The 14,849-nt window shown below is 60.9% G+C and carries 13 protein-coding genes; 11 read left to right on the top strand and 2 right to left on the bottom strand.

Annotated elements, in window-relative coordinates:
* The first annotated feature begins 210 nt into the window (after positions 1-210).
* A complete protein-coding gene (locus tag RLDS_RS54725; protein ID WP_161626753.1) occupies positions 211-840 on the top strand; it encodes a TetR/AcrR family transcriptional regulator in 630 nt (209 codons plus the stop codon).
* 244 nt (positions 841-1,084) lie between these two features.
* Here the strand turns inward: RLDS_RS54725 and RLDS_RS48685 are convergent, their stop codons facing one another.
* Positions 1,085-2,134 (bottom strand): MDR family NADP-dependent oxidoreductase, encoded by a 1,050-nt coding sequence (locus RLDS_RS48685; protein WP_152528112.1) that lies wholly within the window; start codon positions 2,132-2,134, stop codon positions 1,085-1,087.
* 241 nt (positions 2,135-2,375) lie between these two features.
* Here RLDS_RS48685 and RLDS_RS48680 point away from each other — a divergent pair, with 241 nt between their 5' ends.
* The 9 genes from RLDS_RS48680 (at position 2,376) to RLDS_RS56375 (ending at position 11,825) form a co-directional block, all read left to right on the top strand.
* On the top strand, positions 2,376-3,221 hold the full coding sequence (locus tag RLDS_RS48680; RefSeq protein WP_021227685.1) for an SDR family NAD(P)-dependent oxidoreductase: 846 nt from the start codon (positions 2,376-2,378) through the stop codon (positions 3,219-3,221).
* Positions 3,222-3,262: 41 nt separating this feature from the next.
* Positions 3,263-4,039, top strand: a complete 777-nt coding sequence (locus RLDS_RS48675; RefSeq protein ID WP_330217108.1) for an SDR family NAD(P)-dependent oxidoreductase — start codon at positions 3,263-3,265, stop codon at positions 4,037-4,039.
* Positions 4,040-4,049: 10 nt separating this feature from the next.
* Positions 4,050-4,853: an SDR family oxidoreductase gene (locus RLDS_RS48670; protein ID WP_021227683.1), complete on the top strand. Its 804-nt coding sequence runs from the start codon at positions 4,050-4,052 to the stop codon at positions 4,851-4,853.
* Entirely contained in the window at positions 4,850-6,388 is a 1,539-nt protein-coding gene (locus RLDS_RS48665; RefSeq protein WP_161626752.1) for an MFS transporter, read from the top strand. The genes RLDS_RS48670 and RLDS_RS48665 overlap by 4 nt, the downstream gene beginning before the upstream one ends.
* On the top strand, positions 6,389-7,420 hold the full coding sequence (locus RLDS_RS48660) for an NAD(P)-dependent alcohol dehydrogenase (protein WP_021227681.1): 1,032 nt from the start codon (positions 6,389-6,391) through the stop codon (positions 7,418-7,420).
* Positions 7,421-7,550: 130 nt separating this feature from the next.
* Positions 7,551-8,456, top strand: coding sequence for an alpha/beta hydrolase family protein (locus RLDS_RS48655; protein ID WP_021227680.1), 906 nt, complete (start codon positions 7,551-7,553; stop codon positions 8,454-8,456).
* A 649-nt stretch (positions 8,457-9,105) separates the two neighbouring features.
* Entirely contained in the window at positions 9,106-10,887 is a 1,782-nt protein-coding gene (locus RLDS_RS48650; RefSeq protein ID WP_021227679.1) for a flavin-containing monooxygenase, read from the top strand.
* A gap of 98 nt (positions 10,888-10,985) precedes the next feature.
* Complete coding sequence (locus RLDS_RS54720; RefSeq protein WP_161626750.1) at positions 10,986-11,378, top strand: nuclear transport factor 2 family protein; 393 nt, start codon at positions 10,986-10,988, stop codon at positions 11,376-11,378.
* 309 nt (positions 11,379-11,687) lie between these two features.
* Positions 11,688-11,825: a hypothetical protein gene (locus RLDS_RS56375; protein WP_021227677.1), complete on the top strand. Its 138-nt coding sequence runs from the start codon at positions 11,688-11,690 to the stop codon at positions 11,823-11,825.
* A gap of 241 nt (positions 11,826-12,066) precedes the next feature.
* On the opposite strand, the gene RLDS_RS48640 is transcribed toward RLDS_RS56375, so the two are convergent.
* Entirely contained in the window at positions 12,067-13,362 is a 1,296-nt protein-coding gene (locus RLDS_RS48640) for a tyrosine-type recombinase/integrase (RefSeq protein ID WP_052034192.1), read from the bottom strand.
* 719 nt (positions 13,363-14,081) lie between these two features.
* Here RLDS_RS48640 and RLDS_RS48635 point away from each other — a divergent pair.
* Positions 14,082-14,831: an esterase/lipase family protein gene (locus RLDS_RS48635; RefSeq protein ID WP_021227675.1), complete on the top strand. Its 750-nt coding sequence runs from the start codon at positions 14,082-14,084 to the stop codon at positions 14,829-14,831.
* The last annotated feature ends 18 nt before the right edge of the window (positions 14,832-14,849 follow it).

Genomic DNA, 14,849 nt, shown 5'->3' with positions numbered 1-14,849 from the left:
GTTGCAGAGTTTTTCTTAAACACGTTACAGGTTCGACATACCGCCGCTCGGGGAAAGCTGTCAAGCAGGGGGCATGCGATTTTTTTCGTTCCGTGGCCGCCCTGGCGTTCACGCCAGGACAATGCACACGTTTCATTTTTGCGCAAAACCCCATAAGACCGTGGGATGAACAAGCGAGAAGCCAACAAAAGGGAGCGCCGAGCGCGGGTCGTGGCCGCCGCGCGCAGCATGATCCACGAGGATTCCTTCTCCATGCGCACGCTGGCCGAAAAGGCCGGGGTCAGCGTGGTCACGGCCTACAGTCTCTTCGGATCGCGGCAGAATATCATTTCCGCCATCTACCAGGAGGATCTGGCCGTCTTTGAGGATGAGTTGGATGCGCTTGGCGTCGACGCGATCGAACGGATGTTCGCGGCGCTAAGCTTGGCTGCGCACCATTTTAAGGAAAGCCCGGCCTTCAATCAGGCGATGTTTCGCGCCATCTACGGAAGTGCCGATTCTGCGTTGAGCGACGGCTTCATCACGCCGCGTATCCGCTCATGGGAAAAGCTCGTCGCAGAGGCTGCTGCGACCGGGCTCCTTGATAGCGACGTGAACGTCAACGCCATGGCGAAAAACATCATCCATATGCTGATCGGCTCGATTCTGGATTGGGTCCGGGACAACATCACGCTCGAGCAGATGCATGCCGAGGTCGCCTATGGTCTCAGCCTGATCCTGATTCCCGTCGCCACCAAGAAGTCCGTGCCGGGATTGTTCGCTCGCTTCGCCGAACATGATGCGACGTTGAGGAGACTGGCGCAAGCAACGGATGGGACACCAGAAGATCGGGATGTTTGAGCGTCGCCCATCCTGCTCGGACACCGGCGTGAGAGGGAGGGCCATCGGAGCACCGAACGCCAATATTGGCGGCGGGACAGTCGATTGAGCACCCATCTTTATTCCCGACGATATGCCGCCCAACCCGGTGTGCATCGTCCTGGCTTGTCTGCATGGCGCGACCTTGCAAAAGTTGCCTCTGCCTTTGAGACGGTGAGCCACCGGGATCTTTTCGGGAGGGTGGCGTTCCGCCTTTGACCCTTGCCTACAACGCCCTCCCTTGCTTGTCGGCGATTCGCCCCAGCAACGTGCCTTGGTTGCCGCCGTTGAACAGCGCCATGAATGTCTCCGGCAGGCTATCGAATCCATCCCGCAAATCCTCTCGGTGAGCGAGCAAACCCTGCTTCGCCCATTCCGCGATCTTCTTCTGCGCATCCGGGATATCGATCGAAAAGTCGTTCAACAAAAAGCCACTCAGGGTTATGCTGCCGTAGATGATCCGCATCATGTCGAGGGGACGCCCCGCATCGGGATCGGCTACATCATAGGTGGCGATCTGGCCGCAAAGAACGATTCGTCCATGACGGTTGGTGCGCGCCAAAGCCTGATGAAGGAATTCACCTCCGACATTGTCGAACACGACATCCACCCCATCGGGGCAAAGCGCCGCCAAGCGATCGGGAACATCCTCGCGCACATAGTCGATCACTGAAGTAATACCGCAGTCCTCGCGCAGCCAGCGAGCCTTCTCAACCGACCCGCACAGGCCCACGACGCGACAGCCCAATATGCGGCCGAACTGCGCCGCCATCGCCCCCACCGATCCGGCGGCGCCGGAAACAAGCAGCGTCTCCCCCTTTCTGGCCCTCCCAACGGCGATCACACCAAAATAGGCCGTCAGGGCGTTCATACCGAACAAGCCCATTGCTGCGCGCGAAGATATGCCGTCGGGAATGACCCGGAGGCCCCGGCCTTCCGGGCTTACCCATTCATAATCCTGCCAGGTGCCGAGGCCAACGACCAGCGCGCCAACCGGCCAGGCTGGATCGTCTGAAAAGAGGATCCGGCTTGCCGCGGGCGCGAGTATGGGATCACCGATCTCGATGGTGGGATAATAGCTTTCACGCCTGCCACCGATCCAATTGCGGATCGTAGGCGCGCAAAGCAGCAACTCGTGCCGCAACAGCAACTTTCCCTGCCCGAGTGGCGGTGCCAGTGGCGCCTCATCCAGAATGAAATCTTCGCGCCGGACTGCCCCCTCCGGGCGGCGCGCCAGCCGCCAACGACGATTTATCACGTCAATTTGATCCCTCAAGGTCAACCCTCCTGCCCTTATCTGTAACGTGGTTCAGATTTTTTTCGGCTCCAATCGTGGACGCTTCAGAAATCGCGCTTATCGGCCATGTCTTAGATCAGGGATACGCGCCATGCAGCCGGTGCGGCTCAAAAGGGGTTGATCCGGCCGGCGAGACTCGATACTAAACTTTAACACGTTAAAGTCAAAGTATAGCGTGGTATCCCGTTGGCTATGCCCGATCGGGAACTGAGAGGTGCCGATGAGCATGGAAGGCGCAGTGCGTGCGCGGCCCAATGGGTTCGCGCGCGTTGACGGGCGATTGGCCGGAAAGGTAGCCGTCATCACCGGCGGAGCGAGCGGCATCGGGCAGGCCTGCGCGGTGCGTTTCGCCCGCGAGGGCGCAGCCATCGTTATTGCCGACTTTGCCGATGCGCGTCGAACCGTTGCCCTTGTCGAGGAAATCGGTGGGACAGCCCATTCGGTGTCGACCGACACCACGAACGCCGAGCAATGCGAAGCGATGATCGACCAGGCAACGGAGATTTTCGGCCAGGTCGATATCATCGTCGCGTCCGCCGGCATCGCGACGGCCGCCGGACGCAGTAACGTGCAGGCTCGCGCCGCATCATCAGGCGCCAGCGACGTGGTCAGGCTCGCGGCAGCCGATTTCCGTCGCGTCATCGAGGTCAATGTTACGGGCGTGATGCAGACTGCCCGCGCCGGTGCGCGCCGGATGCTGCGCCAGGGCTCGGGCGGCGCCATCGTCCTCGTCGCCTCGACCGCGGGCCGCATCCCTCTGGCCGGCGCAGCACCCTATTGCGTATCCAAAGCCGGCGTCTGGATGCTGGCCAAGGTCATGGCTCTCGAACTTGTGCAGACGGGAATCCGCGTCAATGCGGTTGGTCCGGGCTACACGGCAACACCTCTTATCGCCGGTATCGAAGACGATCCCCATGCCCTCGGGATGGCCATGGCGATCACGCCGATGAAACGCCTGGGCCTCCCTGAAGAGGTGGCCGACGCCTGCCTTTATCTCGCGAGCGATGAGTCCAGCTTTGTCACCGGCCAGATCCTGCACCCGGCAGGGGGGCAATTCACCGACTAACCAACATGATGGAAGAGGAGCGAGGAATGATTGGAGACAGATTGAAGGGCAAGGTCGCGGTGATTACCGGCGGCGCGAGCGGTATTGGCCAGGCTTGCGCGGTGCGCTTCGCGGAGGAAGGCGCCGACATCGTCGTCGCCGACCTCCAACCCGGCGATGCGACGGTCCGGCTGGTGGAAGAGCTTGGCCGCAAGGCCATCTCCGTAAAGGTCGACACGACGTCCGAAGCCGACTGCGAAAACATGATCGCCGAAGCGGTGCGCCAGTTCGGTCATGTCGACGTCGGCGTGATGTGCGCGGGTGTCGCCTCCTTCCCGGAAGATGAGAGGGAAGGCGTGGACCCCCATGATTCCGGCCATGTCATCCATGTCACCACGGCGAAGTTCCAGAAGGTGATCGACATCAATGTCACCGGCGTCATGCTGAGTGCCCGCGCGCTCGCGCGGCAGCTCCTCAAGCAGGGCACAGGCGGCTCGATCGTCAACATCGCCTCGACCGCAGGGAGGATTCCGGTGGCCGGGGCCTCCGCCTACTGCGTCTCCAAGGCCGGCGTGATCATGCTAACCAAGGTGATGGCGCTGGAACTTGCCCAGACGGGCATCCGCATCAACGCCGTCGGGCCGGGTTTCACGACAACGCCCATGTGGGACGTCCCCCAGGACAGCGACGCCTATCGCTGGGCCATGAGCATCACGCCGATGAACCGCAATGGCACCCCCCGCGAGCAGGCCGACGCCTGCCTGTATCTTGCCTGCGATGAGAGCAGCTTCATGACGGGCCAGACCCTGCACCCGGCCGGCGGCCAGTTCACCGGCTGAGGGACATTCGATGGGAAATCTGGAAGGGCGCGTCGCGCTAGTCACCGGAGGCCTAGGGGGCATCGGCCTTGCGATTGCGCAGCGCTATGTCGCCGAGGGAGCCATGGTATGGGTAACGGATATCGCGCAGGAGGGCACGCCGCCTGTGCTCTCGGCCTTGGGCCGGCTCGGCAACGAGCTGCGCTATTTCCATCTCGACGTCACCGACGAGACGGAATGGCGGGCGGCCGAGCAACGCCTGCGCGAGGCAGGGCAAGGCCTGGATATCCTTGTCCTTAACGCCGGCGTCGCCAGCGGCGGCGCGACGACCGACGTCGAGCTGGCCGAATGGCGTCGCATCATGGCGGTGAACGCGGATGGCGTGTTCCTTGGCATCCGGTCAATGACGAACCTGCTTGCGGAAAGCGGAGCGGGGCGGCGCGGTGGATCAAGCATCGTTGTCCTGTCCTCGATCCTTGGGCTGGTAGGCTATGCCGAGACAGCCGCCTACAATGCGAGCAAGGGCGCCGTCCGGCTGCTCGCGAAGGCAACCGCGGTCGAATTCGCGACCGCGCAACGGCCGGTCCGGGTCAATTCCATCCATCCGGGCTTCATCCGCACGGAAATGGCTCTGGGGGAGGCTCGAACACGCGAAACAGCCGGCGAATCCGGAGCGCTCACCGACCTGATGGCGACGCTCGAGGGCAAGACCCCCATGGGTCGGCTTGGGGAGCCCGAGGAAGTCGCCGGCGTCGCCGCCTTTCTGGCATCCGAGGATTCCAGCTTCATGACCGGATCGGAACTGATCGTCGATGGTGGATGGACGGCGTGGTGACGGCGCAAGATGACGCCAGCACGGTCATGGACGCAGGTCCACTACCGACCGGAACAGCGGAACCCGTGAAGCGTGTTCCGCTCACTCCCCTCATTGGCGCCCTTTGGCTTTCGGAAACGATCGCAGCCTTTGGCTCCTCGATGACCTATGCGGCGACACGCTCGTTGATCGCCGCCTTTGGCGATCCGGTCTCGATCGGTTGGCTGGTGACGCTGTTCCTGCTGGTGGGTGCTGCCGCGACCCCTGTCGCCGCTCGCTTCGGCGATATGTTCGGTCGCAAGCGGGTACTGCTCGTCGTTTTGGGCATTGGCGGTCTGGGGTTGGCCATCGGCGCCGCGACGGATTTCTATCCGCTCGTTCTACTGGGCCGCGCGCTCCAGGGCCTTCACCTGGCCGCCATGGCGCTCTCCTTCGGCATCCTGCGCGAATGTGTCAGTCCCGCGCGCCTGCCGCTGTCGATAGGGATCGTCTTGTCAGCCGTGGCATCGGGCACCTTGTCGGCCATGCTGCTGGGAGGCTGGGCCGCAGACCTATATGGATGGCGCGCGGTATTTGCCCTTGGCGTGATCGGAACCGCCCTGGCCTGGTCTGCGCTGGCGCTCTTCGTGCCAGCGGGGCCTCGCGGCAAGGATAGCGGCCCGGTGGACATGATCAGCATCTGGCTGAGCGTTCCATCCATCGCCGGCACGCTGTTCGTGGTCAGCAATCTGCGGAGCTGGGGTTGGACAAACCCCGCGCTGATCGGAATTCTGGCCGGCAGCATCCTCCTCGCCCTGTTTTGGGTGCGGCACAGCTTGCGCACGCCACAGCCATTGATCGACCTGCGCCTTTTCGCGCGCAAGCAGGTGCTGATCATCAATATCGTCTATATCTGCGCTTCGTTCGGAGCATTCCAGGTCATATTGCTCATGTCGATGCTCATGCAGACCCCTGCCTTCACGGGGATCGGCCTCGGCGTGTCCGCCAAGGCGGCGGGCTTGGCCACCATACCCGCCGCAATCCTGTCGCTAGCGGCAGCGCCGTTGGGTGGCATGCTGGTTCAACGTATTGGCGGACGAGCGGTTATGATCCTTTCTGGTCTTGTGATGACCGCCGGCTTTCTGTTCACGGCGCGATGGCATGACAGCCTCGCCATCGTCACGTTCGGCTTCAGCTTCATCACCATCGGCACCACCATGCTCTATGCGGCCGGGCCACCCATCCTGATTGCTGCCGTGCCTACCGACCGCACCAGCGAAGCGCTGGGGATGATGACTGTTCTTCGCGCTCTGGCGACGGCGGCCGGCGCCCAAATGGTAGCGGTGCTGCTCGCGAGTGACACCGTCAGCAGCCCAACGGACCCGACCACGCATTTCCCAAGCGGCGCGGCCTTTTCGCTCACGTTCCTGGTCATGATCATCCTGTCCGGCCTGACGACGATTCTCGCCTATGCAATTGCCCCTAGAGGGGACGCTGATCGGACAGCGCAGGATCTGCGGCAGCCGGCGACGGCGATCGACCATGCGCTATCCCTGGATTCCATCAAGGAACGATAAATGAAAGCTGTCCGCTTTATCGAGGAAGGACGCCCGCCTGAAATTCTCGACGTGCCGAAGCCCGCGCCCGGGCCTGGAGAGATCCTCGTCAAAATAGCGGGAGCCGGTGTGTGCCATTCCGACTTGCATGTTCTGGATCACGGCATCGGCATCCCCGGTCCTTTCACGCTGGGTCACGAGAATGCCGGATGGGTGGCCGCGCTCGGCCAGGGCGTGACGGGCTGGAAGGAAGGTGAGCCGGTTGCAGTCTATGGGCCGTGGGGATGCGGTCTCTGCCACCAATGCCAGACGTCCGCCGAAAATTATTGTGAGCGTCACGCCAGCATTCCCTCCTACGGCGGAGGGCTGGGTTCGGACGGCGGCATGGCCGAATATATGATCGTCCCCTCCCCCCGCCTGCTTGTTCCCCTGGGTAAGCTGAACCCTACCATGGCAGCGCCACTAAGCGACGCTGCCCTTACACCCTATCATGCAATCAAGGCTGCGCTGCCACTGCTCACGCCCGATGCAACCGTGGTCGTGCTGGGTATTGGCGGTCTCGGTCATATAGCCGTTCAGATCTTGAAAGCACTGACGTCGGCCCGTTTGATCGCGTGCGACATTGATGAAGCTAAACTCGCTCATGCACGACAGTTGGGAGTCGAGCGGACCATAAACACGCAGGATGGGGCTCTCGCTGCCGAGGAGATCGCTGACCTGGTTGGGGAACGTGGCGTTACCGTCGCACTTGATTTTGTAGGGGCGCAACCGACAATCGATCTATGCAGCCGTATCGTGGGAAGGGCGAGCCGGATCTCAGTGGTCGGCTTGGCAGGCGGGACGCTGCATTATTCCCCTAACATGCCGCCCTTCGGCTGTGAGGTCAGCATCCCCTATTGGGGTTCGCGGACGGAACTGATCGAAGTCATCGCCTTGGCCGAATCGGGCCACATCAGGGCGGCGGTCGAAACGTTCCCGCTGGAGAATGCGGTGGATGTCTATCAACGGCTGCGCGAAGGCCGCATCGAAGGCCGGGCTGTTCTCCTGCCCTGAAAGCGGCCGGAGGCGGCATCGGACGTGCGATCGCCTGTCGCTCGTCATCCTCAGGCCGGTATCAATTTTGCGAGGCTCACCCAACCGAGGTCGAATATACATTGCCGAGCGATCACATTATTCGGCCCGAATGACCCCTGTTGAAGAAGAATGCATCGAGATCCTCTGCAAGGACGATACCAGGCTTGCCGGTCACCTCTGGACCGCAGGGGGGCGGCAGGAAGGAGGTAGCGTTATCATCAATCCCGCAACGGGCGTGGCGGCTCGCTATTATCACCGATACGCCCGGTTCCTCGCATCCCATGGGTTCGACGTCATTACATACGATTATCGCGGTATTGGTCTATCACGGCCTCAACGGTTGCAGGATTGCGGTTATCGCTGGCGAGACTGGGGTGAACTGGACTTCGATGCCGTCCTCCGCTTCACGCGAGCGCGCCGTCCGGACAGTCCCCTCAAGGTTGTCGGCCACAGCATTGGCGGCTTTATCCCCGGCCTGGCAGAATCCGGCGATCAGATCGAGCGAATGCTGACGGTAGGCGCTCAATATGCCTGGTGGGGCGACTATGCCCCTCGCCAACGCGCCGGGCTGCTTCTCAAATGGCATCTGGTCATGCCCGTCCTGACGGCCCTCCTCGGTTACTTTCCGGGCAAGCGCCTCGGCTGGCTCGAGGATCTCCCCGCCGGCGTCGCCAATGAATGGAGTTTCCGGGGGGCGCGCTTTGAGCGCAGCCATCCCAGAGGAGATCGAGAAGCGGTGCTTGAACGAATGGCGGCGGTCAGGGGACGCATCCTGGCAGTCGCCGTTTCTGACGATCCGTTGGGCACGGTGCCTGCCATATGCCGAACGCTCTCTTACTATCGAAACGCTGAGCGCACTGCGGTCCTGCTCTCGCCCCACGATCTGGGGCGCGCGACCATCGGTCATTTCGACCTCTTCCGCGCATATCATGAGAGCGGCTTCTGGAAGGATACGCTTGACTGGCTGAAGGACCGCAAGCTTCCCTGGCCGAACAATGTGCTGGCCACCTGCTGAGTGGACCCATTGATGCGGCCTGTTCCATAGCGCCCGCGCCGCCAATCGGAAGACAGGACTCCTGGCCCCTCGGCTCCTCTCGCGGGTGGGCTGCTGGCCTGAAGTGGCATCAGGTTTGCCTGGGTCACTATTCACCATCGGCCTTTGCCCTCCGCATTCCCTCGAACGACCTGTAGGCTGAGCACCGACTTCGCCGCTCAGCACCGTTTTCACCGCCGCTCGCGAAATGGGCGCGATCCTGTTGGCAGCCATGTCATGCCCCCTTCCGCTGTGAGGTGGGGGCACTGGGGATCCCTGGGCGTTCCAGATCGCCGATGCGCTGGCTGAAAGATCCAACAAGAGCCGAATCATCTACTTGACAGCACCATCAAAGCGGGGATAGAAAACTTTAACACGTTTCAGTAAAAACAGTCGCGGTTCGACAATGTCGATTTATGCGGCATCAAAGGTTCGTTTTTGATGATGGCATCGCCATCAACGATAATCCAGCCATTGATGAAGTATAATTCAAGTTATCATCCAAAAAGATGATCACTTTATTGGGTAGATTTAAGGCGTGCGTGGCCGGCGTCGACACCGATGCCTATGCGCATGGCCAAAGAATGTGACCTCAGTCATGTCGAACCGCTGAGCTAGGGAAGTGGATGAGATGGGCGACGGGTCAAATAACACTGCGCTGGACAAGGATGAAATCCTGGAGCGCTACGCTCTTGAAAAGGCAAAGCGTAGCGGCGATGTGAGCGACCGGCACTATACCCGGCTCGAAGGCAAATTTTCCCACTTCCAGATCGATCCGCACACACCTTACCACGAACGCTCCAGCGTCGAGCGGGAAGTGACGGCCGTGGTCCTCGGTTCCGGTTGGGCCGGCATTCATTCTGGATTGAACATCAAGCTTGCGGGAATCGACGACGTCTGCGTGATCGACAAGGCCGGTGATTTCGGCGGCGTATGGTATTGGAACCGCTATCCCGGCGTCGCCTGTGACACGGAATCCTATATCTATATGCCGATGCTCGAAGAGATGGGCGTGATGCCGAAGGCGAACTATGCCAGCGGTGCGGAAATCCTTGCCCATGCCCAGGCGATCGCGCGCAAATACGGCCTGTATGAAAATGCCCTGCTGCAGACAGGCGTCACCGAGGCGCGCTGGGACGAGAAAGCCAATCGCTGGCGGTTAACCACCGACCGTGGCGATGCCATCACGACGAAATATTTCGTCGTGACCGCAGGCGCGTTGCAGACGCCCAAACTTCCCCGCATCGACGGGGTCGAAGATTTTGCGGGGCATTGCTTCCACACCAGTCGGTGGGACTATGAATATACCGGCGGCGACTCATCTGGCGGCCTGTCCAGGCTGGCCGGCAAGCGGGTGGCGATCATTGGGACGGGCGCCACCGCGATCCAGTGCATACCGCATCTCGCGCAGTCCGCAGGCCATCTTTACGTCGTGCAACGCACGCCTTCGACCATTGACGTGCGCAACGAACACCCGACCGACAAGAACTGGTATACATCCCAACCGCCGGGCTGGCAGATGGAGCGAATTCGCAACTTCAATACGGTTACCGCGATGGAGCCGTTCACTGTTGATCTGGTCGATGATGGCTGGACCAGGCCAGCGGTAGAGGCGGCGCGCCGGATTCGCCCGGATATGGCCAGTGGGGAAGTCCAGGCGGTGCTGGACGCCGTCGACCTCGAAACCACCGAGCGGATTCGCGCTCGGGTCAGCGAAGTCGTTCACGACCCGGCCGTCGCGGAAAGGCTGAAGGCATGGTATCCGCGGATGTGCAAGCGCCCCTGCTTCCATGATGGCTATCTCGATGTCTACAACCGCGATAACGTGACGCTGGTCGACACCGAAGGGCGGGGTGTGGAAAGCATTACCCCCGAAGGGTTCAGCGTCAACGGCAAGCAGTATGATGTCGATTGCATCATCTATTCCACAGGCTTTGAACTCGGCCCTTATGCCGAGACGCCCGTCACCCTTCCGGTTTTTGGGAAGGACGGACTGACGCTGAAAGACAAATGGCGCGATGGGGCAACCACGATGCATGGTTTCCACATTCACGGCTTCCCGAATTTCTTCATGGTTTCCATCGCGCAAAGCGCATGGGGTTTCAACTTCATGCAGATGCTACTCGAACAGGGCAAGCACATCGGCTACTTGATCGGCGAACTCGAACGTCGCGGTGCCAATCGCGCTGAAGTGACCGCCACGGCGGAGGCCGCCTGGGTTGCGCACCACGAGAGCCTCGCGACAAGGATGGCGAACGTGGAAAACTGCACGCCAGGCTGGGTCAACAATGAGGGCAATCTCTCGATCCGCACCGCACGCGGGGGGGCCTATGGTGGGGGCGTGAATGCGTTTCTCACCATTCTGGAGCAGTGGCGCGCCAAAGGCGACCTAGAAGGTCTTGCGATCGAGTAGCCGATTTGCGGAACGCACCTGTCGGCCTGTGCCGCCTCGTCCAGGATGCAGCTATCGACCGACCCGGTGAATCTCATAATTTTACGGAAATGGCGACGATGACCAATGATATTGACGTAATTCGTTCCTTCTTTGACGTCATGCAAACGGAAGGATTTGAAGCTGCCATCGCCAAGTTCGGCGCGAAGGATTTCATCTGGTGGGCGGCGGGACTTGGCGAAATCCAGGACAAGGTCGGGCGGATCGGCCAGATCATGGCGGAGAACCTTGATCAGGACGGTCTGCGACTGGATCGCAATACCTTTACGGGTTCGGACAATCGGGTAGCCGTTGAGGCTGAATGCTTCGCTACCCTGAAAGACGGGAAGAAATACAATAATAAATATGTATTCATTTTTTACCTTGAGGACAGCAAGATCAGAGTCATGAAGGAATATAATGACACGGCACATGCTCATGCGGTCTGGGGTCAGCTCTTTGACAATCTATAATCTCTAAATATGGCTAAGGATTGGGAGTAACTCGCCGATTTCTAGACGGATCGTGTCAAACCGCTGATCCTCAACCAACCAAATGGACAGCCTCTATAATCAGCCAACTCGTGCGTGTAGATGGACGGGTGTCATCTTATTGTGCGCGGTCCTGCCTATCCGCAAGCTGAGACAAGCGAGGAGGCGTCAGGATGCCCCCAACTCAAAGTCATGATTGGAAATCACAATCCGTCCTTCGCGGTCACGCACTCGACAATACGGAAATATAACCCCTCTATCTCGATATCATAGGCAAAGGCCTGCTGGCTGATGCCAAGCACCTTTCGGCGCATCAAAGAAGGTGCGCTTCAACAATCCGGCCAGGGCATTCCCCTGTCGGCGTCTTGCCCCTATCTCGACGGCCTCTCAGGCTTTATCGAGTTTCACCTGCTTCGCGGCGAAGCCTAGATGGATAACACGTTCTTTCCTCGCATGGGGCTGGCGGTCACGTCAGGAACGAGGTGTGGAGGCGCTCCGAGGCCTTCCACAATGCGCACCGCAACGCCGGTGCCGAGTAGCTGCTCTATCTCGGCATCCGCGCTTCGCGGTCGTCCAATCCGTAAGTGCCAACGCCGCAGCGGCGGCCTGACAGCTTCTCGAGCAAGTCGCTTGGTCCACGGCGAGGGCGGGGTGGCGGTCCCGCTCTTGTTCAAGCAGCGAGACACTCATGTTCTTTCATGTGACGTATCTGCAAGGTTTCCAGCCTCGCGGCACCCAGTGCGAGCAGCCGCTCGATCTCATCGGAGGTTCGCCGCACGGCGAGTTTCAGCGCTTCGTCGATGTGGATGTAGTCCTGCGTGACGTTCTGGGAGGCATGGCCGAGCATGGCCCGGATCGTTAACTCTGAAAAGCCGAGGTCGCCGGCCACGCTGCCGAAAGTATGGCGCAGCGTGTGAGGTGTGACGCCCTCGATCCTCGCCAGCTTGCAGACGCGCTGGAGACAGGCGCTGACCGCCGTGAAAGCGCCTGAGCCTAGTTCCGAAGGGAAGGCATGGGGATTGCCGACGATCTCCGGCTGGCTCTCGATGACTCTGACTGCCGCAGGTCCGATCGCCCGAATCTGCGCGCCGCCCTTGGTGTCGGGGAACGCCACATAACCGCCCGCTGTACTGACCCACGCGCGCTGCATGGCTTGGCCTTCCTCCCGCCGGTATCCGGTCAGCAGCAACGCACGAAGCGCACCGAGAGCGACTGGATTCTCGCCGTTGCGCTCGGCATAGGCCATTGCCTTCCCCATCATTTCGATCTCGATGACGCTCAAGCGCCGAGTCTTCTTTCTGCCGGCGAGCTTCTTCGCGCCCTCCGTAGGATGCTTGGCGAGCAGGCCCTTATGCTTGGCGTGGCCGATGATCGCTTGGATCGTTCCAACGCATCCCGAGGCTGCGGAGGGGCCGCCCGTCGCCCTGCCGCCACGACCAGGGCCGCGCGGCTTTGCGGTCTTTCCCTCCTTTACGTCGGATTGCATCTGTTCGATGTCTGAGGGGGTCAGGTGTCGCACGATCCGCTTGCCGAGCAGCGGTTTGATGTGCGTTTTGATCCGGCTCTCGTCCTTATCGAGCGATGACGCCTTGATCGGCAGATTCTTACGTCCAAGGATGCGGCCGGCGCGCGCCTCGACAAGATACCAGTTGCACATCTCGGCAACGTTCATGTCTCTTCGAGCCTCATATACCTCCTTGGCCGGGTCTTCACCCCGAGCCACGGCGCCCAGCTTGATCTTCGCTTGGTCGCGCGCTTGCTCGACAGTCAGCACCCCGTAACGGCCGAGATTGAGGCGGCGCTTGATGCCTTCGATGTTGCGATACTGGATGATGAACGTCTTGAGTCCGGACGGCAGCACCCGCACGCCGAAGCCCTTGATCTCGGTGTCCCACAGGATTGTTTGCTTCTCGGCTGGCAGTTCCAGCGCATCGACGGCACGCTTGGTCACTTTCGCGGTTGGCATGGTCATCCTCCGATTGGAGACAAAGCTAGACGTGATCGGCCTTGTCTCCACATTGTCTCCAGAAGGCGCCGTTTGGCAGCCAATCGAAGGGTACAATGTCGTAGGGATACCGTCAATAACTGACTGAAAAATCGTGTAAAATACAACAACTGGCAAGCCCGGCGTAGGCCGCCGTTTAAGTTGCCAAGGTTGGGGTCGAGGGTTCGAATCCCTTCGCCCGCTCCAGTTTTTCTCGAAAAATTGATATCTTTTCGCATTATGCGGCCCCCATCGTCGCGCCCGCTGGTTGCAAAAAAGGGGCAGCGAAGAGCCTGTCGAACAAGGACGGACGGTTCGCCAGTGCTGGAAATTCTTCGCCAACGTCAACGACGCGCGATGGTGCGCCCGAACTCCTTTGCTGCTCTCACCCTCGTTCGAGGAGACGCTTAGGGAGCGTTATTATGCGCGAAGCGGCATGATGACGGTTGGTACTGCGCAACCAAATGCCCGCCCGCTGCTTCGGCATTGCCTTCCATGCCGCTAGAGATTGCGCAGCCCCGTATAGGACGATGGTAAGCCAACCCATTTGAGCAGCGGTGCAGAACGGCCCGGCCAACCGGGCCAATCAGGCAACGAGGGCTGGAAAATAGTTTGTCTGGGACGGTGAAACTGATGGACGACGGCGGCGTTTGTCACGATATTGTCATCTTTCGCCCAACCGCTTTTGGAATCATTGTCCCGTGCCGCCTTACGTCCAAGCCGTCAGCAATTTCTGGAAGGAGCGCCTGGCGGACGGACCGCGTCCAGCTGAATTGCCCTCGCTCAACCATCTGCTCGGAAACTTGTCGCTGCCGTTCGACCTTGCGCGGACGCGCGCGCAGGCAGTCAAGCTGGCGGATCAGGTGAAGGGCGACGGACGGCCTGTGCTGCTGATCCCCGGCCTCATGGCGTCGGAGCGGCGGATGGAATGGCTGCGCAATATTCTGACCGCTGGTGGATATGAGGCGCATGACTGGGGCATGGGCCGCAATATGGGGCCGCGCCCCGACAGTCTGGAGCAGATTGACCGGCGCGTGGACGCGATCCGCCGGGAAACGGGCGCACCGGTGACTCTGGTGGGTTGGAGCCTGGGCGGCCTATATGCGCGGGAATATGCCAAGTTCGCGCGCGACAAGGTGGGCGGTGTGGTGACGATGGGTACGCCTTTTTCCGGCGATCCGCGTGCCAATCACGCCTGGCGGCTCTACCAGCTGGTATCGGGCGTCCCGGTCGACCGTCCGCCCTTCCCCTGTACGCGCGAGGAGAAGCCACCCGTGCCCACGGTTGCGCTGTGGTCGCGCCGGGATGGCGTGATCCTGCCGGAGTGCGCCAAGGGGCGCGCTGGCGAGCGGGACGCCGCGATCGAGGTCGATTGCACCCATATGGGCTTTGCCGCCGCGCCTGAAGGCATAGTGGCGGTCGCCAGGGCGCTGGAGACGATGCGCGGCTGAAGGCCCGCTGGCAACCCT

Origin of the sequence: Sphingobium lactosutens DS20 (assembly GCF_000445105.1) — a bacterium.
GTDB lineage: Bacteria > Pseudomonadota > Alphaproteobacteria > Sphingomonadales > Sphingomonadaceae > Sphingobium > Sphingobium lactosutens.
The sequence above is the reverse complement of the archived record's forward strand: the minus strand, read 5'-3'. Positions and strand labels throughout refer to the sequence as shown.